Origin of the sequence: Acidovorax sp. M2(2025) (assembly GCF_049330835.1) — a bacterium.
Lineage (GTDB): Bacteria > Pseudomonadota > Gammaproteobacteria > Burkholderiales > Burkholderiaceae_C > Acidovorax.
Genome location: NZ_CP186262.1, coordinates 807,357 through 830,699, shown reverse-complemented (window position 1 = coordinate 830,699; position 23,343 = coordinate 807,357). Strand labels below are relative to the sequence as shown.

26 protein-coding genes are annotated in these 23,343 nt (G+C 66.6%); 17 read left to right on the top strand and 9 right to left on the bottom strand.

Annotated elements, in window-relative coordinates; genetic code table 11:
* Nucleotides 1-6: 6 nt before the first annotated feature.
* The 4 genes from ACOYR3_RS03890 to ACOYR3_RS03875 are packed head-to-tail and all read right to left on the bottom strand — an operon-like array spanning nt 7 to nt 3,583.
* Nucleotides 7-948: a VOC family protein gene (locus ACOYR3_RS03890; RefSeq protein WP_422845180.1), complete on the bottom strand. Its 942-nt coding sequence runs from the start codon at nt 946-948 to the stop codon at nt 7-9.
* 35 nt (nt 949-983) lie between these two features.
* Nucleotides 984-2,147, bottom strand: coding sequence for an alpha/beta hydrolase family protein (locus ACOYR3_RS03885; RefSeq protein ID WP_422845179.1), 1,164 nt, complete (start codon nt 2,145-2,147; stop codon nt 984-986).
* Between the two features lie 11 nt (nt 2,148-2,158).
* Complete coding sequence (locus tag ACOYR3_RS03880; protein WP_422845178.1) at nt 2,159-2,647, bottom strand: hypothetical protein; 489 nt, start codon at nt 2,645-2,647, stop codon at nt 2,159-2,161.
* A gap of 24 nt (nt 2,648-2,671) precedes the next feature.
* A complete protein-coding gene (locus ACOYR3_RS03875) occupies nt 2,672-3,583 on the bottom strand; it encodes a SphA family protein (protein ID WP_422845177.1) in 912 nt (303 codons plus the stop codon).
* 269 nt (nt 3,584-3,852) lie between these two features.
* On the opposite strand from ACOYR3_RS03875, the gene ACOYR3_RS03870 reads away from it, so the two are divergent.
* Together ACOYR3_RS03870 and ACOYR3_RS03865 are read left to right on the top strand one after the other, a co-directional pair.
* On the top strand, nt 3,853-4,764 hold the full coding sequence (locus ACOYR3_RS03870; protein WP_422845176.1) for a LysR family transcriptional regulator: 912 nt from the start codon (nt 3,853-3,855) through the stop codon (nt 4,762-4,764).
* 142 nt (nt 4,765-4,906) lie between these two features.
* Nucleotides 4,907-5,809, top strand: a complete 903-nt coding sequence (locus ACOYR3_RS03865; protein ID WP_422846518.1) for an EamA family transporter — start codon at nt 4,907-4,909, stop codon at nt 5,807-5,809.
* A gap of 3 nt (nt 5,810-5,812) precedes the next feature.
* On the opposite strand, the gene ACOYR3_RS03860 is transcribed toward ACOYR3_RS03865, so the two are convergent.
* Nucleotides 5,813-6,331 carry an Lrp/AsnC family transcriptional regulator gene (locus tag ACOYR3_RS03860; RefSeq protein WP_422845175.1) on the bottom strand — a complete coding sequence of 173 codons (519 nt, stop codon included), beginning with the start codon at nt 6,329-6,331 and terminating at the stop codon, nt 5,813-5,815.
* 160 nt (nt 6,332-6,491) lie between these two features.
* On the opposite strand from ACOYR3_RS03860, the gene ACOYR3_RS03855 reads away from it, so the two are divergent.
* Nucleotides 6,492-7,508, top strand: a complete 1,017-nt coding sequence (locus tag ACOYR3_RS03855) for a 1-aminocyclopropane-1-carboxylate deaminase (protein WP_422845174.1) — start codon at nt 6,492-6,494, stop codon at nt 7,506-7,508.
* Between the two features lie 104 nt (nt 7,509-7,612).
* Here the strand turns inward: ACOYR3_RS03855 and ACOYR3_RS03850 are convergent, their stop codons facing one another.
* Genes ACOYR3_RS03850 through ACOYR3_RS03840 form a run of 3 tightly spaced genes read right to left on the bottom strand, consistent with a single transcriptional unit; the run spans nt 7,613 to nt 10,988 of the window.
* Entirely contained in the window at nt 7,613-8,152 is a 540-nt protein-coding gene (locus tag ACOYR3_RS03850) for a hypothetical protein (protein ID WP_422845173.1), read from the bottom strand.
* Complete coding sequence (locus ACOYR3_RS03845; protein ID WP_422845172.1) at nt 8,149-10,086, bottom strand: MFS transporter; 1,938 nt, start codon at nt 10,084-10,086, stop codon at nt 8,149-8,151. The genes ACOYR3_RS03850 and ACOYR3_RS03845 overlap by 4 nt, the downstream gene beginning before the upstream one ends.
* A 44-nt stretch (nt 10,087-10,130) precedes the next feature.
* On the bottom strand, nt 10,131-10,988 hold the full coding sequence (locus ACOYR3_RS03840; RefSeq protein WP_422845171.1) for a hypothetical protein: 858 nt from the start codon (nt 10,986-10,988) through the stop codon (nt 10,131-10,133).
* Nucleotides 10,989-11,111: 123 nt separating this feature from the next.
* On the opposite strand from ACOYR3_RS03840, the gene ACOYR3_RS03835 reads away from it, so the two are divergent.
* Nucleotides 11,112-11,843 (top strand): helix-turn-helix domain-containing protein, encoded by a 732-nt coding sequence (locus ACOYR3_RS03835; RefSeq protein ID WP_422845170.1) that lies wholly within the window; start codon nt 11,112-11,114, stop codon nt 11,841-11,843.
* Between the two features lie 99 nt (nt 11,844-11,942).
* On the opposite strand, the gene ACOYR3_RS03830 is transcribed toward ACOYR3_RS03835, so the two are convergent.
* Nucleotides 11,943-12,611, bottom strand: coding sequence for a S24 family peptidase (locus ACOYR3_RS03830; RefSeq protein ID WP_422845169.1), 669 nt, complete (start codon nt 12,609-12,611; stop codon nt 11,943-11,945).
* 125 nt (nt 12,612-12,736) lie between these two features.
* Between ACOYR3_RS03830 and ACOYR3_RS03825 the strand changes: the two genes are divergently transcribed.
* The 13 genes from ACOYR3_RS03825 (at nt 12,737) to ACOYR3_RS03765 (ending at nt 23,329) form a co-directional block, all read left to right on the top strand.
* A complete protein-coding gene (locus ACOYR3_RS03825) occupies nt 12,737-13,054 on the top strand; it encodes a transcriptional regulator (protein WP_422845168.1) in 318 nt (105 codons plus the stop codon).
* A gap of 112 nt (nt 13,055-13,166) precedes the next feature.
* The gene (locus ACOYR3_RS03820) at nt 13,167-14,279 is read left to right on the top strand and encodes a hypothetical protein (RefSeq protein ID WP_422845167.1); all 1,113 of its coding nucleotides are present in this window, start codon (nt 13,167-13,169) and stop codon (nt 14,277-14,279) included.
* Nucleotides 14,266-15,048 (top strand): ABC transporter permease, encoded by a 783-nt coding sequence (locus ACOYR3_RS03815; RefSeq protein WP_422845166.1) that lies wholly within the window; start codon nt 14,266-14,268, stop codon nt 15,046-15,048. Before ACOYR3_RS03820 ends, ACOYR3_RS03815 begins: the two co-directional genes overlap by 14 nt.
* Nucleotides 15,045-15,692, top strand: coding sequence for an ABC transporter ATP-binding protein (locus tag ACOYR3_RS03810; protein ID WP_422845165.1), 648 nt, complete (start codon nt 15,045-15,047; stop codon nt 15,690-15,692). The genes ACOYR3_RS03815 and ACOYR3_RS03810 overlap by 4 nt, the downstream gene beginning before the upstream one ends.
* Nucleotides 15,689-16,684 carry a WavE lipopolysaccharide synthesis family protein gene (locus ACOYR3_RS03805; protein ID WP_422845164.1) on the top strand — a complete coding sequence of 332 codons (996 nt, stop codon included), beginning with the start codon at nt 15,689-15,691 and terminating at the stop codon, nt 16,682-16,684. Before ACOYR3_RS03810 ends, ACOYR3_RS03805 begins: the two co-directional genes overlap by 4 nt.
* 101 nt (nt 16,685-16,785) lie before the next feature.
* Entirely contained in the window at nt 16,786-17,559 is a 774-nt protein-coding gene (locus ACOYR3_RS03800; RefSeq protein WP_422845163.1) for a glycosyltransferase family 2 protein, read from the top strand.
* Nucleotides 17,559-18,191 carry a hypothetical protein gene (locus ACOYR3_RS03795; protein WP_422845162.1) on the top strand — a complete coding sequence of 211 codons (633 nt, stop codon included), beginning with the start codon at nt 17,559-17,561 and terminating at the stop codon, nt 18,189-18,191. Before ACOYR3_RS03800 ends, ACOYR3_RS03795 begins: the two co-directional genes overlap by 1 nt.
* Before the next feature lie 31 nt (nt 18,192-18,222).
* Nucleotides 18,223-18,867 carry an HAD family hydrolase gene (locus ACOYR3_RS03790; RefSeq protein ID WP_422845161.1) on the top strand — a complete coding sequence of 215 codons (645 nt, stop codon included), beginning with the start codon at nt 18,223-18,225 and terminating at the stop codon, nt 18,865-18,867.
* A gap of 19 nt (nt 18,868-18,886) precedes the next feature.
* Nucleotides 18,887-19,621, top strand: a complete 735-nt coding sequence (locus tag ACOYR3_RS03785; RefSeq protein WP_422845160.1) for a hypothetical protein — start codon at nt 18,887-18,889, stop codon at nt 19,619-19,621.
* Nucleotides 19,618-19,944, top strand: a complete 327-nt coding sequence (locus ACOYR3_RS03780) for a hypothetical protein (RefSeq protein ID WP_422845159.1) — start codon at nt 19,618-19,620, stop codon at nt 19,942-19,944. The genes ACOYR3_RS03785 and ACOYR3_RS03780 overlap by 4 nt, the downstream gene beginning before the upstream one ends.
* A 17-nt stretch (nt 19,945-19,961) precedes the next feature.
* On the top strand, nt 19,962-21,044 hold the full coding sequence (locus ACOYR3_RS03775; RefSeq protein WP_422845158.1) for a polysaccharide biosynthesis/export family protein: 1,083 nt from the start codon (nt 19,962-19,964) through the stop codon (nt 21,042-21,044).
* Between the two features lie 9 nt (nt 21,045-21,053).
* Nucleotides 21,054-22,088: a beta-3-deoxy-D-manno-oct-2-ulosonic acid transferase gene (locus tag ACOYR3_RS03770; RefSeq protein ID WP_422845157.1), complete on the top strand. Its 1,035-nt coding sequence runs from the start codon at nt 21,054-21,056 to the stop codon at nt 22,086-22,088.
* A complete protein-coding gene (locus ACOYR3_RS03765; protein WP_422845156.1) occupies nt 22,085-23,329 on the top strand; it encodes a capsule biosynthesis protein in 1,245 nt (414 codons plus the stop codon). Before ACOYR3_RS03770 ends, ACOYR3_RS03765 begins: the two co-directional genes overlap by 4 nt.
* Nucleotides 23,330-23,343: the final 14 nt, after the last annotated feature.

Sequence of the window (23,343 nt, the reverse complement as noted above, 5' to 3'; positions counted from 1 at the left end):
GCCGGCTCAATGGTGCGCCTGCGCTGGCGGCGGGCCCGAAGGCGCCCACTTCTCGCGGTGCTGGAACAGGAACAGCTGCGAGGCATCGGCGCTCATCGGCACCTCGCGCGGCGCCCAGGTGTCGTCATGCTTGTCCATGTCGGCGTCGTATTCCACATGGCAGCCCAGGGGCGAGTTGAAGTACCAGAACCAGTTGCTTCCGAACCGGTGGCGCCCGGGGCCCCAGAAGCTCTGGTAGCCCTTCTCCACAAAGCGTGTGCCGGCCAGCAACAACTCGGTGGGGCCGCCCATGTGGAAGGTGAAGTGCTCGCAGCCCTTCATGAACGGAGGCGTCTGGATCATGAACAGCGTGTGGTGGTCTTGCGTGCCCGCAGGGCGCAGGAAGGGGCCGACGCCCGTGAACCGGTCTGTGCAGACAAAACCCAGGCGGGCATAAAACGCCTCGGCCTTTGCCGCGTCCGGCACGAAGTACACGACATGCGACAGCGAGCGGGGGCGCGGCACCAGGTCTGGCGGCAGCCCCAATGCGTTGGGGGCCCGCTGCGGCGCGGCCCCGGGGGCGTTGACGGACTCGGCGGGCAACGACAGCGGCTTGCGCACGGTGACCTGGAACGCAAGGGCAAAGCCCAGGTCGTCCGTGGTGCGCAGCACGCCGCCCTGGCGCACCACCACGCGGTCGCGGGCAAGTTCGACCTCGATGGCGTCGAGCGTGGCCGTGTCGGCCACGCCGTAGACGGTTTCGCGCAGCAGGCTGGCTGTACCCAGCGAAGGCGGCAACGCCGGGTCGTCCTGAGCGCGTATCTCCACGGCCGTCCCGTCCAGGGCCTCGAAGCGCCCGCCCTGTGCCGTCACCCCGACCGGGGTGAGGCCGTAGTCCGTCAGGTACTGCGCGCAGGCGGCGATGTCGTCCACGCCAAATACCAGCGCGTCGGGTCCAATGATCTTCATCTCTTGATCCTTTGTGGTGTCGGTGGTGCGGTCCTTCAGGCGGTGTGTCCGCCCAGGACTTCTGCCACCCAGTCCGCGATGTAGTGGCCCGCATTGATGCTGTTGTCGAAGCTCGCGTGCTGCGAGCCGCCTTCGCGGTCGGTGAAGACCTTGAGTTCTCTCCGGGGGCTGTTGACCAGCTGCTCGTAGGTGCGGTGCGCCCACTTCAGCGGAATCTGCGAATCACGCTCGCCGTGCGTGACCAGGAAGGGCACACGGATCTTCTCGACCACGCCATCCAGGTGCACGTTCTGCGCGATCCGCATGAAGTCGTCGATGTCCTTGGCACCCCACACCCAGCACACGTGGGCCCAGTAGTGCGGCACCGGGAAGTCGCCTTCTTTCTGCAAGCGGCGTTCTTGCACGTCGCGCCAGTCGTGGTTCGCGCCCCAGGCCACGCCGCAGGCAAAGCGCGGCTCCATCGCCACGCTGCGCGGGCAGTAGTAGCCGCCCAGGGATACGCCCTCGCAGCCGATGCGTTTTGGGTCCACGGCGGGGTGTTGCTCCAGCCAGTCCACCACGCGGCTGGCCCAGTGCTCGGTGTCGTACCGCGCCGTGAGCCCGTGCAGGCGCAACGCCTCGCCGGTCCCTGGCTGGTCCACCACCAGGGAGGACACGCCACGCTGGGCCAGCCATGCGGGCAAGCCGACCAGGTGCTTCATTTCCTTGGTCGAGTCCAGCCCGTTGAGCTGCACCAGAATCGGCGCCCGCTGGCCCGGCTGAAGCCCCTTGGCCGGGTAATAGAGGGCAGAGAGGTGGGTTCCCTCGTACGGGATTTCCACGCGCTCCACCGGATCGCCCAGCAGGGCAGAACCCTTGAGGAACAGTTCCAGTTCGCGGCGGTAGATGGCCAGACGTCCCGGCGCGTTGTGCACCTGCAGCCGCTCGGCGGTGATCAGGTAGCCCGAGGCGCGCCGGTATTTCTCACCGGCCGAGAGCATGCGACCCCGGGCTTCGTCTTCTTCGGCCAGCCCGCAGAGCTTGTCGGCCATGCGCACCCAGGTCTCGCGAAAGGCCTGCGTGCCCGCAGCATCCGGGGCCTTGGCGGCCTCTTGCAGCGGGGCGCACATCTCCTCGATTTCGCCGATGCGAGCGCCCATTTCAATGGCGAGATCGACGGACAGGTTCCAGACGTAGTTGGTGGGGAAATACTTGAACATCTATTTCAAACTCAGGGTTGGGAACTGCGGGGGCGCGGCGTGATGCCGATGCTGGCGAAGAAGCGGGCCGTGGCGGGGTCTGCGAAGTCCGGCACAAAGCGGAAGGCCCGGATCTGGCCGCCCTCGCTGCGCAGCACATCGCTGCCGACGATGCGCTCCACGCCCGCCTTCTCGTACAGCGGGCTGCGCACCTCCAGCCGCGCGGTCAACTCGCTGGCATGCACCTCGACCGCAAGCACCGTGAGCCGGGCGCGCGGCTGCACCACGGTCTGGTCGATGTAGAACGCCAGGCAGGTCGCGTTGTCCATTGGCGCAGTGCAAGCCGGGTAGTCCGATCGCTCGACATCCGGGGCGATCAACGCACGCACTGCATCCATGTCGGCCGCGTGCACGGCCTGCACGTAGCGGTCGAAAACCGCCTGCGGCTCAGCGGGCGCGGCGGCATGGGCCAGCGCGCAGGCAGCAAGCAGGGGCAACGCCATCAGAGATTTCTTGGTCATGGTGTGCAATGGGAATGCGCGAGGTCAGTGCTTGATCCACAGCGGAATGGTGATCCCGATGCCCAAGATGTTGTTCTTGGTGGTATTGGCGGCGTAGAGGCCCCGCTGGTAGCTCACGCTCACGCTGAAGGGGCCGGCGTTGTAGTTGAGCGAGGGCCCCAGCGCAAAGCTGCGTGCGCGGTTGTCCTGGATGGTGGTGCCGCCTTGCTTGTCGTCCGTGAACTGGTGAAGGTACGAACCCACCATGCCGAACTTCCAGGGGCCGGTATTCCAGCCGGCGGTGAACTCGCCCACATAGCCGCTGCCCGAGCGGTAATGGGTGGTGCTGTTTTCACGGTTCACCATCAGGCGGTTGATGAGGCCAATATCCAGGCCGCTCGGATCGGTGTGGCGAATCCCGAGCACCGGCTGGACCGAGGTGTAGCCGGTGGACACGCTGGGCCGGTGCGGGTCGTAGGAGCCATTGGGCAGCGCGATGTCCAGCCCCGCCACGGCATAGGTCTTGTCTGTCAGGCTCCAGCGCAGCACGGCAGGCGAGACGGTGATGTTGGCCACCCCGCTGTGCCGCTCGCTGTGGCCCGCAACTTCGGTGCGCAGCGACACCACCGGAAGCACCAACTGCGAGTACAGCCGAGCGCCCAGCACCGTCGTGTCGTAAGCCGCCAGCAGCCGGGTAGTGGCCGAGGTCGCGCTCATCTTGAAAGGGATGGGGCGCTTGTCGCCGTGGTTGTCATAGAGGCCGCTGGAGGTGGTGTAGTGCACCTGCTCCAGCAAGAACAACCCGGGAATGGGCGGCAAACCGGCCACGTATTCCCCGGTGGAACCGACCGGAAAGGGCGACACGCCCCCTTCAAAAGCCTGGGCGCCGGGGGCGCCCAGCAGGCTCAGCAACATGCAGCCCGCTGCCTGCCCGGCGCGGGAACGTACCGTCTTCATCGTTGTCTCCTTTTTCCACGCATCCAGTCCAAGCTGGGCGTTTTTTCGTGTTGCTCGACAGGGCCTCGGGCATCTCCGTCGGGGCCCCATCGGGTCTGCCAAGTGGCAGGACGGGATCAAGATTAAGATCGGCCTTAACTTAGATCAAATGGATTGATTCCATTTGCAATATTGATTTCATGAATGGATGAACAGGCTTCGCTGCTGTCCACTTGCGCTTGGCAAGGGTTCGCCGAACGAGCTACAAGCCTCCAATACGCCGACCGCCCATGCGCTTTAACAAACTGGACCTGAACCTCCTGGTGGCCCTGGACGCCCTGCTCACCGAGCGCAGCATCAGCCGCGCAGGGGAGCGCCTGCATTTGAGCCAGCCGGCCACCAGCAACGCGCTAGCGCGTTTGCGTGCCTATTTCGGCGATGAACTGCTGGTGCAGCAAGGCCGCAGCATGGTGATGACGCCGCGCGCCGAAGGGCTGCTGGACCCCGTGCGCGAGGTCCTGATGCGCATCGACAGCACCATCGCCGAGAAGCCCAGGTTCGACCCCTCCACGTCCACCCGCAGCTTCACCCTGCTGGTGTCCGATTTCACGACCACGGTGCTCATGCAACCGCTGATCGAGCAGCTGTTCCAGGAAGCGCCCGGCGTGCAGCTGCACCTGCGCGCGCAGAACAATCGCCCGGTGGAGCAACTGGAGGAATACGGAGCCGACATCCTCATCATTCCGGAGCAGTACGCCTCGCCCAAGCACCCGAGCGTCACGCTGTTCGAGGAAACCTACCTGTGCGTCACCTGGGAGGGGAACCCCCATGTCACCGAAGCCCTGAGCTTTGACGACTACCTGGCCGCCGGCCATGTGGTGGCCGACTATTCGGGCGCACGGCACATCCCGGCGTTCGACGGCTGGTTTCTGGAACGCTTTGGCGTGAAGCGCCGCATCGAGATCTCGGCGCCCACCATGGCCGCGCTGCCCAGCCTGGTCATTGGCACCCACCGCGTGGCCACAGTGCACAAACGCATTGCCTTGCGCGCCGTTCAACTGGGCTTGCCTGTGCGCATCTGGGAGCCTCCCCTGGAGATTCCGTCCATGCGCCAGAAGCTGCAATGGCACCGGCACCGCGACAAGGACCCTGGGCTGGAGTGGCTGCGCGAACGGGCGATGCTCGTGGCAGCGCGCATCTAGCCCGCGCATGCCGCGCAGCCGCAGTGCGCAAAATGTCCCTTTTTGATCGGAAACCTGGCCCAAAGCCACCGGTACGGCCGGGATGCGCAAGCCACAATCGGAACCCGTCCACGGCCCCTTCTGCAACACCATGCCCTCTGCCTTGCGCCCCCGCGACCTCGCCCTGGCCCTGCTCGTCATCCTCGTCTGGGGCGTGAATTTCGCCGTCATCAAGGTGGGCGTGGCCGACGTCCCGCCCATGCTGCTGGGGGCCCTGCGCTACCTGCTGGCGGCCTTTCCGGCGCTGCTGTTCGTGCGGCCCCCCAAGGTGCCGCTGCGCCTGTACCTGCTCTACGGCATGACCATGGCCGTGGGCCAGTTCGCGCTGCTGTTCACCGCCATCCACATTGGCATGCCCTCGGGCCTGGCCTCGCTGGTGCTGCAGGCGCAATCGTTCTTCACGCTGCTGCTGGCGGCCTGGTGGCTGCGCGAGCCCTGGCACGGCAACCAGGTGGCCGGCCTGGTGCTGGCAGCCGCTGGACTGGTGCTGATCGGCAGCGCACACGGGGCCTCCATGCCGCTGGCGGGCTTTGCGCTCACGGTGGCAGCGGCGGCGATGTGGGGCTGCGGCAATATCGTGACGCGCGCCGTGGGCCGGCACGGGCCCATGAACCAGTTTGCGTTCATCGTGTGGTCGAGCCTCGTCGCACCCCTGCCCTTCGTGGCACTTTCGCTGTGGATCGACGGGCCGGGTGCCGTGCTCTCCGCCGTGCAGCACCTGTCGCTGAAGTCCATGGCCGCGGTGGCGTACATCGCATGGATCTCCACGCTGCTGGGCTTTGGCCTGTGGACCTATCTCATGTCGCGCTACCCCGTAAACCGCGTGGCGCCCTTCACGCTGCTGGTGCCGGTGGTCGGGCTGACGACGGGGTGGCTGGTGTTTGGCGAAGCGCTGCAGCCAGTGCACTTTGCCGGCGCCGGGCTGCTGATGGCAGGGCTGGGGGTGAATGTATTCGGCGGGCCGGTGTGGTCGCGGCTCAAGGGGCGGGTGCGCCCTGCCGCTTGAAGGTCACACTGCCAGCGGCAGCTCCGTCGTGGACAGCACGTTGCGCAGCACCATGAACGAGCGCACCTGGCGCACGCCGGGCAGGTACAGCAGTTGCTCGGCGTGCAGGCGGTTGAAGCTGTCGTTGTCGCGCGTGCGCACCAGCATGAAGTAGTCGAACTCGCCGGTGACCACGTGGCATTCCATGCAGCCGGACACCTTGGCCGCGGCCTTCTCGAAGGCCGCGAAGGACTCCGGCGTGGACCGGTCCAGCACCACGCCAATCATCACCAGCATGCCGGCGCCCACCGCGCGCGGGTTCAGCAGGGCCACCACCTTGTCGATGAGCCCCAGGCGGTTCAGGCGTTCCACACGCCGCAGGCAGGCGGGCGGGCTCAGGTGCACCTTGGCGGCCAGTGCCACATTGGACAGCGAGGCGTCGCGCTGCAGCAGGCGCAGGATGGCCTTGTCGGTGCGGTCCAGCGCCCTGAGCAGTTCATCGGCAGCTTCCACATTCTTTGCACGAACTTTTGTTGCGAACATTTTTGAATCTTCAAAATTTATTCTTCACATTATTCCTCTCTGAGCACCATATCTTCATATACCACGCGCAGTTCACAACCACGTTAACCGCGCGTTTTCCTACGATGCATGCACGGCAGACGCACCGTTTGCGCTGCACCACCGCTTGAGGAAAACCGCCATGAACCTGCAGAAATTTGCCCGCCACCCGCTCACCTTCGGCCCGTCGCCGATCACGCCCCTCAACCGCCTGTCGGCCCACCTGGGCGGCAAGGTGCACCTGTACGCCAAGCGCGAGGACTGCAACAGCGGCCTGGCCTTCGGCGGCAACAAGACGCGCAAGCTCGAATACCTGATCCCCGAAGCCATCGCCGGCGGCTACGACACGCTAGTCTCCATCGGCGGCATCCAGTCCAACCAGACACGCCAGGTCGCCGCCGTGGCAGCGCACCTGGGCATGAAGTGTGTGCTGGTGCAGGAGAACTGGGTGAACTACTCCGACGCGGTGTACGACCGCGTGGGCAACATCGAGATGAGCCGCATCATGGGCGCCGACGTGCGCCTGGACTCGGCAGGCTTCGACATCGGCATCCGCCCCAGCTGGGAGCAGGCCATGGAAGACGTGAAGAAGGCGGGCGGCAAGCCCTTCCCCATTCCCGCCGGTTGCTCCGAGCACCCCTACGGAGGCCTGGGCTTCGTGGGCTTTGCCGAGGAAGTGCGCCAGCAGGAGAAAGAACTGGGCTTCCAGTTTGACTACATCGTCGTGTGCTCGGTCACGGGCAGCACGCAAGCGGGCATGGTGGTGGGCTTTGCGGCCGACGGCCGGGCGCGCAAGGTGATCGGCATCGACGCCTCGGCCAAGCCCGAGAAGACGCACGCGCAGATCCTGCGCATCGCGCAAAACACCGCACAGCTGGTGGAACTGGGCCAGGAGATCACGGCCGAGGACGTGGTGCTGGACACGCGCTACGGCGGCCCCGAGTACGGCCTGCCCAACGAGGGAACGCTGGAAGCCATCCGCCTGTGTGCGCGCCAGGAAGGCATGCTCACCGACCCGGTGTATGAAGGCAAGTCCATGCACGGGATGATCGACATGGTGCGCAACGGCGAATTCCCCGAAGGCTCCCGCGTGCTGTATGCCCACCTGGGAGGGGTGCCGGCGCTCAACGCCTACAGCTTTCTTTTTCGCAACGGCTGAAGCACCTGGCGAGCTGCAGCAACGGCTGGCCCGGCTGGCCGGGCTGTCGGTGATCTGAAAACTCGCCGTTGCCGGTGCTCGCCATCACCCCTGCAACGACCCAGTCAGTCCCGCAGCCAGGCCAGCATGTGCGGATAGGCTGGCGGCCCGCCGGCCACCACCTGCGCCGGCAACAGGGCGAGTCCCGCAGCAGCCAAGCCGGAGGCACCCAGGTACACCCCGAGCTCGAACGTGGTGCGCAGCCCAGCGGACCGCCCGTGGTAGCCGCCGTCGTGGAAGAGCACGGCCGAATCCAGCCCCAGGTGGCGCAGCGCGGCCCAGGCCCAGGCCGTGGCTTCGATCTCGCCGCCGTGCGGCACCGGCGGCAGCTCGGCAAGGTCATCGTCCATGCCCGAACGCAGGGCCGTGGGCACGACCGCCAGGTGGCCAGCCTCGTGCAGCAGATCGCCGGGCCAGCGCAGCCGCGCGCGGTCCACGCGCAGGCCGCCGCGCTCGATGCGGATGCCGGGCAGGAAGCTGCCCTCGGGCACCTCGGCCTCGCAAACGGCCATGCCGATGCCGCGCAGGAATTCGAGGATGCGGTCCGTCAATGCCGCGTGGGCTGCTCCCGCCGCGGCGGCAGATGGGTCGTCGCGGTCCATCATGCTTGCAGCAAGTCGGCCACGTGGCTGCGCAGCAGCGCGGGCTGCACCTGGGCGGGCGCCACCGGGCGGCCCACATTCAGGCCCACGCGGTTGAAGAAGCCACGCCGGAAGGGCCGGACCATGGCACCGCCCTGCTCGATGCGGCTGAAGTACGAGCCCCACAGGTTGGTCAGCGCCATGGGGATCACCGGGGCCTCGACGCCCTCGGCCTTTGCGCGCTCGATGATCTTCATGATGCCGCCCTTGAACTCCTGCAGCTGCCCGTCACGGGTGATGCCGCCTTCGGGGAAGATGGCCAGCAGGTCGCCCTCGCGCAGCACCTGGGCCGCGCGGTCGAACGCCGCCTCGTAGGTGGCGGGGTCTTCCTTGTAGGGCGCGATCGGAATGGCCTTGGCCAGGCGGAACAGCCAGCCCAGCACCGGCACGCGGAAGATGCGGTGGTCCATCACGAAGTAGATGGGCCGGGGGCTGGCGGCCATGAGCAGCACGGCGTCCACAAAGCTCACGTGGTTGCATGCCAGGATGGCCGCGCCCGCCGTGGGCAGGTGCTCATCGCCCTGCACCTTGAATCGGTACACAAAGCGCGACGACACCCAGGCCACGAAGCGCAGCAGGTACTCGGGCACCAGCAGGAAGATGTAGGCCGCCACCACCGCATTGGCGATGCCGGTGAACAGGAAGATCTGCGGCACGGTGAAGCCCGCGCCCAGCAGCGCGCCGGCGATGAGCGAGCTGGCGATCATGAACAGCGCGTTCAGGATGTTGTTGGCCGCGATGATGCGCGCGCGGTGCGTGGGCTGGCTGCGCATCTGGATGAGGGCGTACATGGGCACGCTGTACAGGCCCGCAAACAGGCTGAGCAGCGCCAGGTCCAGCATCACGCGCCAGTGCGCGCCCTGGGCCAGGAAGGCGCCCAGGGCCATCACCTCGGCCGCCGGCAGGCTGCGCGAGGCGAAATACAGGTCGATGGAAAAAACGCTCATCCCGATGGCGCCCAGCGGCACCAGGCCGATCTCCACATGCCGGCGCGAGAGCACCTCGCACAGCAGCGAGCCGATGCCGATGCCGATGGAGAACACCACCAGCAGCAGCGACGCCACCTGCTCGTTGCCATGCAGCACGTTCTTGGCCAGGCTGGGGAACTGGCTCAGGAACACGGCGCCGAAGAACCACATCCAGCTGATGCCCAGCAGCGAGCGGAAGACCACCACGTTGCCGTGGGCCAGCTTCAGGTTGCGCCAGGTTTCAGAGAACGGGTTCCAGTTGATGGTGAGGCCGGGGTCGGTGGCTGGCACGGAGGGAATGAACTGCGCCACGGCGCGCCCCACGAGCGCCGCCGCCACGCAGGCGACGGCCACGGTGTTGTGGCCGATGCCCGGCAGGGCCACCAGCAGCCCGCCTGCCACGTTGCCCAGCAGGATGGCGACGAACGTCCCCATCTCGACCATGCCATTGCCGCCCGTCAGCTCGCGCTCGTTGAGCACCTGGGGCATGTAGGCGAACTTCACCGGCCCGAACAGCGTGGAATGCACGCCCATGAGAAAGGTGCACAGCAGCAGCACCGGCACATTGCCCCGCACGAAGCCGAACGCCGCCACCAGCATGATGGCGATCTCCAGGTTCTTCACGAAGCGGATCATCTTCGTCTTGTCGTACTTGTCGGTGAGCTGGCCCGACGTGGCCGAGAACAGCAGGAACGGCAGGATGAACAGCGCCCCGATCACCAGCCCCGCCATCGAGGGCGGCATCCAGTCCACGCTGAGCTGGTAGGTCACCATCACCGTGAAGGCGAACTTGAACAGGTTGTCATTGGCCGCGCCCGAGAACTGCGTCCAGAAAAACGGCGCAAACCGGCGCTGCCGCAGCAACGCGAACTGGTTGGGCTCACCGTGCGCCGATGGCTCGGTGGCGGGGCGCCCTGGCTGGGGTTTCATGGAGTGCTTCTCCTCATGTCTTGTTGTGCGGTGGGGGTGCTGCATTACCGGCGCGCCCCACGGTGCCCGCCATTCTGCATGCGGCCATGCGCCTGTGGCGTGGCAACGTAGCGGCTGTGGTGCAGACGCGCCATGGCCCGCAGCAGGGGCCAGGCCGCACCGGCGGCTACCAGGTGCTTGAGCGTGTGGCCCGACACCCAGTGGCCTGTGGCCTCGAACACGACGTGGTCCGCTCCCTCCAGCACCTTGGCGGCCGCGTACCAGGCGATCACGGCACCCAGCGGCAAGGCCAGCGCGCCATGGCGGTGGGGCCGCCACGCCAGCGCCAATACCACGGCCATGCCACCCATCTGCACCACGGCCCAGGGCAGCAGATTGCCGGTGTGGGCCCACACCCCCACGGCCGCGGGACCTGCCACCAGCAGGCCCAGCGCCATCGGCACGCCAGCGCGAGGGCTGATGCGCCCCACCGCCGCCCAGCCCAGCAGCCCCGCAAAGGCAACCGCCATGCCCACGCGATCCCACAGCAAGCCGGCGTCCGAAGGCTTCCAGTGGTACACCGTGGAGCCCAGGGCCGCAAGCAGCAGCCCACCAAAGAACAGGCCCGCCGTGGCCCGCGTGGCTCCGCACAGGCGCAGCGTTCCCAGGCGGTGCAGCCACACCAGCCCCGCCACGCCCGCCGCGGCAAACGGCAGGTTGCTGAGCACGTCCAGCGCGCACGGCAGGCCCCACCACGTGCGCTGGTCCGCAAAGTCATGCTGGTGCGGGCTGGGCGCCAGCGCGGGGCCCCACACGGCCAGTGCGAGCAACACCGCCAGAGCGGCCACCAGACCCCATTCGGCGCGCTGGAGCGCCGCGCCATGGCGCGCAGCGGGGGACAAAGGACGGACAACAGTGGGCATGGCGAGCCTCCGAGGGCAACGAAAAGAAGATGCCGCGCAGTGTGCAAACGGGCCGCCCTGCCGGGGCCAAAAAGTCGCATACAGAGCTACCACAGACACCAGAGGTATCCATAATCGATACCCATGAGCACCACCGCCGACCTTGTTGCCGCCCTGAAAAAAGAACTGAAAACAGCCCAGATGACCTACGCCGATCTGGCTCAGGCGCTGGGCATGGCCGAATCCAGCGTCAAGCGCATGCTGGCCAAGGGTGACATGCCGCTGTCGCGCATCGACGCCATCTGCCGCGCGCTGGCGCTGGACTTTGCCGACCTGGCCCGCCGCGTGGCCGACAGCCAGCCGCTGCTCAAGGAACTGACGCACGAGCAGGAAAAAGCCGTGGTGGCGGACAAGAAACTGCTGCTCATGGCCATCTGCGTGCTCAGCCAATGGACGCTGGAGCAGGTGACCGGCTACTACCGGCTGACCGAGGCGGAAGGCATCAAGTACCTGGCCCAGCTGGACCGCATTGGCATCATCGAGCTGCGCCCGCTCAACCGCTACCGGCTCAAGCTGGCCAAAACCTTCCGCTGGCGCCCGCACGGGCCGGTGATGAACTACTTCCGCGACCACGCCCTGCTGGACTACTTCGCGGGCGGCTTCGACGGCCCTGGCGAGGGCGTGCTGCTGGTGCACGGCAACATCAGCCGCGGCCTGGCGCCCGCCTTCATGGAGCGTATGCAGCGCGTGGCGCAGGACTTTGCGCAGCAGCACCTGGCCGACCAGAAGCTGCCCGACCGCGAGCGCGAGGGCTACACGCTGCTACTGGCCATGCGCAGCTGGGAGTTTGAAGCGTTTGCGCAGATGCGCCGGTAGCACTGCCCGCGAGCCCCCAAACCTGCGGGTTGCGGCGGAGGCTACAGTTGTGGCGGCGAAGGGGCGATACCGCGCGCCTGAAACCGGCGCAGGCGCCGCTCAGGTCACTTCGCTGTCGACATGCACCACGCGGCCGATCAGCAGCGCATCGGGCGCCACCAGGCGCTTGCGCGGAAAGCGCAGGTGGTTGTCCGCCACCAGCCACCAGGCACCGTGGTCGCGCACCACGCGGCGGACCAGGCACACGCCTTCGTAATTGACGGCAAAGACCATCCCGTCCACAGGCTCCACCTGGCGGGCGTTCACCGTCAGCACGTCCGTCTCGTGCAGCGACGGCTCCATGCTGTCGTCGGGCATCTTCAGGCCCAGAAGGCTTTCGGCAGCGTAGTTCCGCTGGCGCAGCCAGTCGGCGGAGAACAAGGCGCGCGGCACCTCGTCCGCCCCTTCGGGCTCCCGGATGGCATACCCCGGCACCCCCGCACGCAAGGACACCGCCACCAACGGCACCGTCACCGCCGCGCCGGCCCGGCCGGTGGCGGGCACCTCGTAGCGCGCCACCGGCTCCGCCACCTCGGCGGGCACCGGCGCGGCAGAGGCCGGACCGGCGAACCAGCCCTGCATGCCGCGCAACGCCTCGATAGCACGCACCGTCTTGTCGGACACCGCGCGGTTGCCGGACAGCATCTGCCGCACGAAAGCTCCGTCGCGATAACCCAGCAAGCGGCCCAGCGCCGTCACGTTGCCCCCGGTGAGGTGCGTGGCGGCCAACTCAAGCCTGTGGCGTCGGTGGAGCTGAAGCACGGTTTCGTCCATACCCAAACAGTAGCACACGCTACAGTTGCATTTGCTACTGTTTAAACGTACATTGAGTAGCTATTGCTACCAATTTCGGAATGACCCTCGACGAGTACCTACAACTGGACGGCGCGCTCAGCGTCGGCGAGCTGCGCAGGCGCATGGCGGATTTCGGCTCGCCCATCAAGAGCGATGCGCAGATCCGCCAATGGCAGCACCACTATGCGGACCGCATTCCCTCGCCGGTGAACTGCGTTGCGATCGAGCACGCCACGGAAGGAAAGGTCACGCGCAAGGACCTGCGCCCGCACGACTGGGCCTCGATCTGGCCGGAACTGGCGGCCCCCCAGCAAGGGCCCAGCACAGTGCCCTCCCTGCCGGCCTTCGCCCCCACGGGGCGAACGGACGCGCCATGAGTCTGCCCCCTTCGTACTCACCGGCCCGCGCGCTCACCCGGCCCTGGCGGTCGCGGTTCCGGTCCAGAAAGTCCGCTGCGCAGGGCCCCGGCCCCCTCGTTCCCACGCATTCATGAATCTGCCCATAAAAACTCTTGCACGGGGTCTCCCCAAACCCTTCTGGTGGCTGGTGGTCGCACCAGTGCTCGCCAGCGTGGTCTATTTCGGGGCCGTGGCCCGGGACGTCTTCCTGTCCGAGTCGCGTTTTGTCGTGCGCTCGTCCGAGCAGCCTTCCACGCCCGGCCTGGGCGGCTTGCTCCGAGGCATCGCACCTTCGGTCGGGTCGGAAAACGCGATGGTGGTCCGCGACTACCTTCTGGCACGCGAAAGCATCTCGGAACTCGACCGCCGGCTCGGGCTGCGGGAGCACTACCGCCGAGGCGATGCCCTGCAGGCTTTTCCGGCCTGGTTTGAAGACGCCACGCTGGAACAGTTCTACGAATACCTGCCCAAAATGGCCACCGTCAGCGTCGATGCGCAATCGGGGGTGGCGTCGTTGCGGGTCAAGGCCTTCTCGCCCGAGGTGGCCCAGAAAATGAACGAAGCCATGCTGGTGATGGCGCGTGAACGGATCAAGACCCTCAACGAGCAGATCCGCAAAGACACCCTGGGGATTGCAGGCGCTGAACTCACCCTGGCGCGGCAGCGCCAGGCCAAGGCGGAAGAAGCCATCTACAAGTTCCGCAAGAACGAAGGCGTGATGGACCCGGAGCGCCAGGCCACCCTGGAGCTGCAAGCCGGGCAGGAAATGCGGGCGAAGGTGGCCGCGGCCGAGGCCAGGCTCCAGCAAGCCCAGTCCGTGGCGCCGCTCAGCCCCATGGTCCGGGCGCTCCAGGCCGAGATCACCAGCCTGCGAGCATCGGTGGCCAGCAGTTCGGGCCAGGTCGTGGGCGCCAAAACGTCCCGCGCCGCCGGAGCCGAGCGTTACACCGCGCTGGCGATGGAGCGCGAAGTGTCTGCGCGGGCCGTTGCCGCTGCCGAGGACGCCGTGATCCGCGCGCGCATCGAAAACGAGCGCCGGCATCTGTACCTCGAAGAAATCTCCAGCCCCCTGCAGGCGGACGGCCCGTTTGAGCCCCGCCGTGCGCGCGGCATCCTGGCGGTGGTCTTGATCTCTTTGCTGCTCTGGGGCGTGGCATCGCTTCTGGGCCTGGGTTCGCAGGAGCACCGCCGTGGAAACGCTTGAGGCCTTTCACCGCCGCGCGCGCGTCTTCTGGGCGATAGTCGGCCGCGAAATGATCACCCGCTACGGACGGCACAACATCGGCTTTCTCTGGGTGCTGCTGGAGCCGCTGCTGTTCTCGCTGGCCATCGTTGCACTGTGGAGCGTCATCAAAGCGCCCACCAACCCGGGCATGTCCGTGGCAGGCTTTGCCCTCACAGGCTACGCGACGGTGCTGCTGTGGCGGTACCCCACCCAGCGGTGCACCAATGCCCTGCAAACCAATTGGGCCCTGCTGTACCACCGGGTTGTCAGGCCCCTGGATATTTACGCGGCGCGTATTTTCATGGAGGTGATCGCCGCGACGGGCGGCTGTCTGGCGCTGGCCATCGTGCTCGTCTGCCTGGGCCAGATGCGGGCCCCGAGCGATCCGTTGGGCGTGGTGGTGGCGTGGTACCTGCTCATCCTCTTCGCGGTCGGGTTCGCGCTCACCGTGGGCGCCCTCAGCGTTCGCAGCGAGAGCCTTGAGCGGATGTGGCACATGCTGGCCTATCTGCTGTTTCCGGTGTCGGGCCCCGCGTTCATGGTCGACTGGTTGCCCGATATGGCACGCGACGCGGTGCTCACCCTTCCCATGGTCCACGGTGTGGAGATGCTCAGGGGCGCCTGGTTTGGCGATGCCGTGGTGACCCATGGCAACCCGATGTACCTGCTGGTCACGTCGCTGCTTCTGGTGGCGACCGGGCTGGCCCTGGTGCGCAAGAACGGGCGCATGGTGGAGGCACCGGCATGATTGCGCTGTCGAACCTGGGCAAGGGCTACCCCACGCGCCACGGATGGAAATGGGTGGTCAGGGACGCCAACCTTCAACTGGAAGCCGGCCAACGCTGGGCCATCCTGGGCCGCAACGGGTCGGGCAAGTCCACGCTCGTGCGGCTGATTGGCGGGGCTGAAGACCCTACGGAAGGCTTTGTGCGTGCACGCTGCTCCATTTCCTGGCCCCTGGCTTTCGGCGGGGGTTTCCAGGGGGGCCTGACCGGTGCGGACAACATCGCTTTCGTCGCCCGCATCTATGGCGTTGACGAAGACGATGCCCTGGCACGCGTACAGGACTTCGCGGAGCTGGGCCGCGAGATCCACGAGCCGGTGATGAACTATTCCAACGGCATGCGCGCGCGCCTGGCGTTTGGGCTTTCCCTTGCGGTGGACTTCGATTACCTGCTGATCGACGAGATCGTGTCCGTGGGAGACCAACGGTTTCGCGACAAATGCCATGTAGAACTGCACGACAAGCGCAAGGACCGCGGGTTCGTGCTGGTGTCGCACGATGTGGATTACATCCGCCAGCATTGCACGCATGCGGCCCTTCTCCAGAACGGCCGGTTGATCGTCATGCCCAGCGTCCAGGCAGCCGTCGACGCCTACTGCGCCCCATGATGACGAAAAAGGCCATCCACGCCCGGCAACTGTCCATCGTTGTCCAGGGAGAACTCAGCGACCTCTCGGCCCAGGCGCTGCGCACCTATCGTTCGCTGGCGCCCCAGGCCCAGCTGATCGTGTCCACCTACGAGCACGGCGCCCCTTTCGCACACCGGCTGCAACGGCAGGGGCTGGCGGACGATGTGGTGCTCAGCCCCGACCCGGGCCCATTACCCCCCACCGTAAAAAGCCCCACGGCCGGCGAGAACAACCTCAACCGCATGCTGGTGACGACCCAGGCCGGCCTGGCGGTGGCAAGCCGCGCCCTGGCTCTGAAGGTTCGCAGCGACGCCCGAGTCGACCCCTGCCGCGTGATGGCCCGATGGGCCGCAGAAGGCGATAACCACCGGCTCCTGTTTGCGAGCCGGTACACGCGCCACCCCTTCGGCATCAACGGCTACCTGTTCCACGTCTCGGACTGGATCTCCTTCGGTAGAACCGAGAGGACGCGCCGGTACTGGCAGGCGCCGATGATGGACCTGCGCAGCGCCACCCACTTTGAGCACGCCCCGATGCCCGCCGAGGGCACCGCCGTGGCGCGGCGCTTTCGAGCGCGCCTGAGCCAGGAGCAGTGGGTTTGTGTCCATTACGCGAAGTCGCTGGGCTATTCCGTGCCCAGCCGGCTGGCCCAACGCGACCCCCAGCTGGTGCAGCAGTACATCCGGTTCCTGGCCACCGAGTGCATCGTCTGCGACCCGGAAACCCTGGGGCTTGAACTGGTCAAGCACCGGCACAGCTTCACCTCGCTGTTTCAGCGCATCGATTGCCTGAGCGAAGGGGATTGGCGCCGCCTGCGGGCCGGCTGGGCCGCCGCCCAAACCCCGGCGGCCGGCTGGCGCAGGCCCCTCTTTGAACTGCGGGGGCCGATCTCCCGCCTGGTGCTTGCGCGCAAGCACCTGCTGCCCCAAAAAACAGCGCCGACCGCACCCCCGTTGGCCGCCCGCCGATGACCGGCAGGCACCCCACCACGGGCGGTCGGCAATTTCGCGCCTGAAAGCCGCTGACCGAACGCCTCCAGTAGTTCTTGAATGACCAGAAAGGATTCTCTTCCGTGCTGAATATCGTTGTCCCCATGGCGGGAGCAGGTAGCCGTTTTGCGAAGGCCGGCTTCCAGACGCCCAAACCGCTGATCCCCGTGCGCGGCGTTCCCATGATCCGGCTGGTCATCGAAAACGTCCGACCCCAGCGCGAGCACCGGTTCATCTTCGTCGTGCAGGAAGCGCATGACCTGGAATACGGGCTGGCGCAGCAGCTGGCGGCCTGGGCAGGCAGCAACACCGCCATCGTGCGCGTCAATGGGCTCACGGAGGGCGCGGCCTGCACCGTGCTGGCGGGCGCGCAGTGGTTCGACTCCAGTGATCCGCTGATGATCGTCAACAGTGACCAGTGGGTGGACGCCTCCATCGACGACTACCTCCGCCGCGCCGATGGCTTCCAGGATGGCCTGATCATGACCATGCAGGCCGACGACCCCAAATGGTCGTTTGTAGGGCTCACCCCGGACGGCCGCGTGACCCGCGTGGTGGAGAAAGAGGTCATATCGGACATGGCCACGGTAGGGATCTACAACTTCGCCCGCGGCGCTGACTTCGTTGCCGGCGCCAGGGACATGATCGCCGCAAACGAGCGTGTGAACGGAGAGTTCTACGTCGCCCCCGTCTACAACCGCCTGATCCGCAAGGGCGCAGAGATCGGCAGCTTCTCCATCGGCCGCGAAGCGGACGGCATGTACGGCCTTGGCATCCCCGCGGACCTTGAACTGTTCCTGAGCCTCCCCGTCTCCGACAAGGCGCTGGCGCCATTTCTTGAACAGGAGGCCGCCTGATGGAGATCCTTTCGCACCGCGGCTATTGGAAAACGGCTGGCGAAAAGAACACGCAGACGGCATTCGCACGCAGCTTTGCACTGGGTTTTGGCACGGAAACGGACGTGCGCGACCTCCAGGGCCGGCTGGTCATCAGCCATGACATGCCGGCGGAGCCGGCGATGGGCCTCGATAGCTATCTGGCCGATCTTGCGCAGCACACGGGGGGCCGGCTCACCCAGGCCCTCAACATCAAATCCGATGGCCTCGCCGTTCCGCTGGCGCGCCACATGCGAGAGTGCGACCACCCCTGGTTCGTGTTCGACATGTCCGTACCGGACATGGTCCAGCACCTTCGCGCCGGAAACCCCTGCTTCGCGCGCATGAGTGAATACGAGGCCTTCCCACAAGCCTTTGCCGGCCAGATCCAGGGCATCTGGCTCGATGCGTTCCAGTCCACCTGGTATTCGGCCAGCTTGATCGAGTCGCTTCTCGGGCAGGGTTTGCGCGTGTGCGTCGTCTCACCCGAACTGCACGGCCGATCCGACGCCGAGGATCTCTGGCGCGCGTTGCGCCCCCTGCGCGAACACCCCGACCTGCTTCTTTGCACCGACCTGCCAGAAGCCGCCCGTGCGCTCCTGAGGCACGCATGAGCATGAATCACCCACTTGCAAGGCCACCGCAATGATCAAGGCTGTTTTGTTCGACATGGATGGCGTACTCATCGAGGCCAAGGATTGGCACTATGAATCGCTGAACCGGGCACTCGCCCACTTTGGCATGGAGATCTCTCGCCACGAGCACGAGACGACCTTCGATGGCCTGCCCACGAAAAAGAAGCTGGAGATGCTGAGCGTGGAAAAAGGCCTGCCGCGCGCGTTGCACCCATTCCTGAACGACCTGAAGCAGCAGTACACGGTGGAGATCGTCCATACGCTCTGCCGTCCGCGGTTCCTGCAGGAGCAAGCGCTGTCGCAGCTGCAGCGCAATGGGTTCAAGCTCGCCGTCTGCTCCAACTCCATCCGGGCAACGGTCGAACTGATGATGGAGAAGGCCGCCCTCGCCCCCTATCTGCACCTGATGCTGTCCAACCAGGATGTTGCCAAGTCCAAGCCGGCGCCGGACATCTACCTCAAGGCCATGGAGCGCTTCGCGCTGCAGCCCGAAGAATGCCTGGTGGTGGAGGACAACGAAAACGGCATCAAGGCGGCCATGGCCTCCGGCGCCCACGTGCTCGTTGTCGAGGACGTGGCGGACACGAACATCACCAACATCATGGCCCGCATCAACGAGATCAACGTCCTGAGCACGGCGCAGATCGCCGCGTGACGGCACAGGAGGAGTTCCCATGCACACCACCCATGTTCTCATCCTGGCCGCCAGCAACAAGGGCCGAGACCAGCGCGAATACCCCGGCTTTCTGAGTGAAATGGACGGCGAATGCCTGCTGGAAAAGCTCTGCCAGAAGGTCCACGAGATCCCGGACCGGAAGGTCTGTTTCGCGTTTCTCGCGCAGGACGTCAAGAAGTACCGGCTCGCAAGCATTGCCGACCTGATCAGCCCGGGAGCCGCGTTGGTCAAGGTGCCCAGCAACACCAAGGGCGCAGCCTGCACGGCCCTCTTGGCTGCAGCCGAGCTGGACGCCAATGACGAGCTGGTTATCGTAAGCGCCAACGAGTTCATCGACGAGCCCCTGGGGGCCCTGGTCGCCGGCTTCCGCGCAAAGCAGTACGACGCAGCAACCCTGGTTTTCCCCTCCGTCCATCCCCGCTACTCCTACGTCAAGGTGCAGGACGGTCTGGTCAGCGAGGCTGCGCAGTGCATGCCCATCAGCCGCAACGCCACCACCGGCTTCTTCTGGTTTCGCAGGGTTGGCGACTTCATTGACGCCATCGAGTCGGCCATCCGCAAGGACGCGCACCACGAAGGCCGGTACTACGTGGCCCCGCTGCTCAACGAGCTGCTGCTCAAGGGTCGCAAGGTGGGGGCGCTGCCCATCGAGTCGCGCCACTACCTGCCCCTCAAGTCCGAGCGGCAGATCGCGGCTTTCGAAGACGCACACATGCAGCAGGTCGCGGCGTGAAAGTCCATCACCTCTCCCAGATGGTCAAAGGCTGGTTCGTGGGCAGCTTCACCCCCAGCGTGGTCCAGACCCACGCGGTCGAAGTGGCGGTGAAAACGTACAAGGCGGGCGACAGGGAGGCCCAGCATTTCCACAAGCTGGCCACTGAAGTCACCGTGGTCGTCAGCGGCCGCATCCGCATGTCAGGAAGGGAGTTCGGCGCCGGCGACATCGTGACCCTGAAGCCGCTGGAGCCGACCGACTTTGAAGCGCTGACCGACGCGGTCAATGTCGTGGTGAAGCTGCCCGGCGCGGCGGATGACAAGTACCCCGGCACGCCCTGAACGCCCACTCCATTTCCATGAAATCCATTGCCTTCGCCCTGTGTGTCGGCGCCGCCGTAGCAGGCTGCGCCTCCGATGCCTCCTTTCTGCCCCGCTCGGGCCCGGCGGCTGATCAGCTGCAGTCGTCCGTGCCGGGCGTGAATCTGGTTCGTCTCGATCTGCCGGAGTCGCAGCGGCTTGCGTCCCTGGCCGACCAGCGCAAGACCAGCTTCACCCAGCTCGGCGCTGCGGCCGCCTACCGCGACACCATCGCCGTGGGCGAGGTGGTGCAGGTGACGCTCCTGGAGGCGGCGCCGGCCATGCTGCTGGCCGGGGCCGCCGACAACCTCGGCGGCGCCCGGTCCCTGCAACTGCCGGATCAGATCGTGCAAACGGACGGGTCCATCAACGTCCCGTTTGCGGGGCGCCTCCAGGTCGTGGGCAAGACGCCCCAGCGGGTCGAAGCACAGATTGGCGAAGCGCTCAAGGGCCGGGCCAACCTGCCGCAGGCCCTTGTGCGGGTCAACGGCGTGGCCCAGGAGGTCACGATCGTGGGCGAAGTGCGCGCGGCCCGACGCCATCCGCTGTCGCAAAAGCACGAACGGCTCCTGGACGTGATTGCCGCTGCCGGCGGGGCTTCAGCGCCTGTTGAAAAGGTCAGTGTCTCGCTGTCGCGGGCCGGCACCACGGTGGAGCTGCCTCTGCAGCGTGTGATTCGCGAGCACCGGGAAAACGTCGTGATGGCCGCCGGCGACGTCGTGACCCTCTACCACCAGCCCCAGCATTTCGTGGCCTTGGGCGCCGTCAACAAGCAGGGCGAGGTGCCCTACGAGGCCACCGGCATCACGCTGGCCCAAGCGGTGGCGCGCGCGGGAGGTCTGGTCGACAGCCGGGCCGCGCCCACCGAGGTGTTCCTGGCACGCCAGAGCAACGGCGAGGCCACCGTCTACCGCCTGGACCTGAGCCGCCCGGAGGCCCTGTTCGTGATGCGCAACACGCCGGTGAGCAGCGGCGACATCGTGTACGTGGCCAATGCACAGGCGGCCGAACTGCAGAAGTTCCTGCTGCTGGTGGGCTCGCTGGTGTCGCCGGCGGCGGCAGTGAACACGATGAACAACTGAGCCGCGGCCATGGACTTCTGCTTCGGCTTCAGCCCCCTCAAGCGCAAGCGTCTGGAAGCGTTTACCCGCGCGCGCGTGACCCCCATCCGGGCCTGGTCGAGGCAGTTGCCGGACGGCGCACGCGTTTTCGTGTGGGGCGCTGGGGTTCTGCCGGCGCGGTTCCATGCCCGCAGCCCGACCGTTGTGCGCGTGGAAGACGGCTTTCTGCGGTCAGTGGGCCTGGGTGCTGCATTTGCACCCCCCATTTCCTGGACCTTTGACACGCAGGGCCTGCACCACTGGGGCCACAGCCCGACCGACCTGGAAGCGCTGCTGGAAACGCGGCCCTTCAGCGACGCACAGCGGGCCATGGGCCTGCGTCTCATCCGCGCGCTGCGCCTGCACAAGCTCAGCAAGTACAACCTGCCCGCAGGCAAGGCGTGGAGCAGCCTGGACCGCTGCCAAGCCCACCCCGGCCGCAAGGTCCTGGTGATCGGGCAAGTTGCCGACGACGCGGCGCTGCTGGGGATTCGCACGCCCGTACGGACCAACCGGGACCTTCTGGCGCAGGTGCGCGCCAGGCACCCTGCGGCGTTCATCGCCTACAAGCGCCATCCCGATGTCATTGCAGGGCTGCGCCAGGGCGCCGACGACGACGCCGGTCAGTGGGCCGACGCCGTGATGGAAGGCGTCAGCCTGCAGGACGCACTCCCATGGTTTGACGAAGTGCACGTGCTGAACTCCCTGTCCGGCTTTGAAGCCTTGGTCGCCGGGAAGCCGGTGGTCTGCCATGCCCAGCCGTTTTACGCGGGATGGGGCCTGACCGAAGACTTGCAGCCCTGCCCCCGGCGCTCGCGCCAGCTCGAGCTGAGCGAGCTGGTCTACGGCGCATTGGGTCTCTACCCCACCTACGTGCATCCCGACACCGGCCTGGCCATGGATGTGTTCACGGCCATGGACTACCTCGCACGGCTGCAGATGCGGCCTGCGGCTGCGATGGGCCGCGCCGGCCTGCAGGTGGGTCGCCTGCGGGGCTGGCTTCTCCGGCGGAGGTCCGCGGCATGAAGCACCCGCTGTTCCAGGAAAACTGGCACGGGCGCCGGGTCGTGCTTCTCCAGGGTCCGGTGGGACCCTTCTTCTGGAGGGCCGCAAAGTGGCTGCGTGCGCAAGGCGCCACGGTTCGCAAGCTCAATTTCAATGGCGGGGATGTCGCGTTCTTTCCCACGGGGCGCCTGTTCACCCGCCGTGCGGACAAGCTGCAAGGCGCGCTGCGCTCGCTGCTGGAGGCCCACGGGATCACCGATGTATGGCTTTTCGGGGACTGCCGCCCGATCCACCGCGTGGCCATCGAACTGGCGAAGGCGCTGGGGGTGGCGGTCTGGGTGTTTGAAGAGGGCTACTTCCGGCCGGCCTTCATCACCTGCGAACGCGGCGGCGTGAACGGCCACAGCGCGCTGCCCACCGTGGCCACCGCGTACGCGGACTGGCCCCTCGGGGACGGGGAGCCGGGCCTTCTGCCCGCCCGCCCGGGGACGTTCCGGGCCATGGCCGTGCAGGCCTGCACCTACTGGCTGATGGCAGCGCTGCTATGGCCTTTGACCCCCTTCTACCGGCACCACCGCAGCCTCAACGTGCCCGCAGAGGCCGGCCGCTGGCTGCGCGGATACGCACGCAAGCTGTACTTCCTGTCCCGGGAACGAGGGCTGCAAGAACTGCTGGTCGGCCCATTCAGCGGCAAGTTTGTCCTGGTGCCGCTGCAGGTCCACAACGACGCCCAGGTAACGGTCCATAGCGGCTATGCTGACGTGCGCGAATTCATAGTGCAGACCCTGGAGGCGTTCGCCCAGCATGCCCCTCAGGACCACGTGCTGGCCTTCAAGCACCACCCGCTAGACCGGGCGTACCGTGAGTATGGCCGCTGGATCCGCAAGCAGGCCGCCGGCCTGGGGCTGGCGGACCGGGTCTACGTGCTGCACGACCAGCACCTGCCCACCTTGCTGGACCACGCCGCCGGCGCCGTGGTCATCAACTCGACCGTGGGGCTGTCCGCCATCCACCAGGGCGTGGCAACCCATGTGATGGGCAAGGCCTTTTACGGATTCGCAGGCTTGACGCACCAGGGCTCCTTGTCGGACTTCCTGGCCAGCCCCGCAGCCCACAAGCCGGACGCAGAGCTGTACCGCCGGTTTCGCGCGGCCGTGATATCGACCACCCAGATCAACGACAACTTCTACAAACCCATCCGGGGCTTTGCCGTGGCCCGCGCCCCGCAGGGCGGCCCGGCGCCCAGCCGGTTGTCCGTCTAGCCACCAACCATGCT

Coding starts and splice junctions, on each gene's coding strand:
- ACOYR3_RS03890 (WP_422845180.1), bottom strand. CDS start 948: ATGAAGATCATTGGACCCGACGCGCTGGTATTTGGCGTGGACGACATC.
- ACOYR3_RS03875 (WP_422845177.1), bottom strand. CDS start 3,583: ATGAAGACGGTACGTTCCCGCGCCGGGCAGGCAGCGGGCTGCATGTTG.
- ACOYR3_RS03845 (WP_422845172.1), bottom strand. CDS start 10,086: ATGAAACCCCAGCCAGGGCGCCCCGCCACCGAGCCATCGGCGCACGGT.
- ACOYR3_RS03810 (WP_422845165.1), top strand. CDS start 15,045: ATGATTGCGCTGTCGAACCTGGGCAAGGGCTACCCCACGCGCCACGGA.
- ACOYR3_RS03785 (WP_422845160.1), top strand. CDS start 18,887: ATGCACACCACCCATGTTCTCATCCTGGCCGCCAGCAACAAGGGCCGA.
- ACOYR3_RS03825 (WP_422845168.1), top strand. CDS start 12,737: ATGACCCTCGACGAGTACCTACAACTGGACGGCGCGCTCAGCGTCGGC.
- ACOYR3_RS03770 (WP_422845157.1), top strand. CDS start 21,054: ATGGACTTCTGCTTCGGCTTCAGCCCCCTCAAGCGCAAGCGTCTGGAA.
- ACOYR3_RS03880 (WP_422845178.1), bottom strand. CDS start 2,647: ATGACCAAGAAATCTCTGATGGCGTTGCCCCTGCTTGCTGCCTGCGCG.
- ACOYR3_RS03775 (WP_422845158.1), top strand. CDS start 19,962: ATGAAATCCATTGCCTTCGCCCTGTGTGTCGGCGCCGCCGTAGCAGGC.
- ACOYR3_RS03805 (WP_422845164.1), top strand. CDS start 15,689: ATGATGACGAAAAAGGCCATCCACGCCCGGCAACTGTCCATCGTTGTC.
- ACOYR3_RS03855 (WP_422845174.1), top strand. CDS start 6,492: ATGAACCTGCAGAAATTTGCCCGCCACCCGCTCACCTTCGGCCCGTCG.
- ACOYR3_RS03820 (WP_422845167.1), top strand. CDS start 13,167: ATGAATCTGCCCATAAAAACTCTTGCACGGGGTCTCCCCAAACCCTTC.
- ACOYR3_RS03835 (WP_422845170.1), top strand. CDS start 11,112: ATGAGCACCACCGCCGACCTTGTTGCCGCCCTGAAAAAAGAACTGAAA.
- ACOYR3_RS03885 (WP_422845179.1), bottom strand. CDS start 2,147: ATGTTCAAGTATTTCCCCACCAACTACGTCTGGAACCTGTCCGTCGAT.
- ACOYR3_RS03860 (WP_422845175.1), bottom strand. CDS start 6,331: ATGTTCGCAACAAAAGTTCGTGCAAAGAATGTGGAAGCTGCCGATGAA.
- ACOYR3_RS03790 (WP_422845161.1), top strand. CDS start 18,223: ATGATCAAGGCTGTTTTGTTCGACATGGATGGCGTACTCATCGAGGCC.
- ACOYR3_RS03870 (WP_422845176.1), top strand. CDS start 3,853: ATGCGCTTTAACAAACTGGACCTGAACCTCCTGGTGGCCCTGGACGCC.
- ACOYR3_RS03850 (WP_422845173.1), bottom strand. CDS start 8,152: ATGATGGACCGCGACGACCCATCTGCCGCCGCGGCGGGAGCAGCCCAC.
- ACOYR3_RS03765 (WP_422845156.1), top strand. CDS start 22,085: ATGAAGCACCCGCTGTTCCAGGAAAACTGGCACGGGCGCCGGGTCGTG.
- ACOYR3_RS03840 (WP_422845171.1), bottom strand. CDS start 10,988: ATGCCCACTGTTGTCCGTCCTTTGTCCCCCGCTGCGCGCCATGGCGCG.
- ACOYR3_RS03795 (WP_422845162.1), top strand. CDS start 17,559: ATGGAGATCCTTTCGCACCGCGGCTATTGGAAAACGGCTGGCGAAAAG.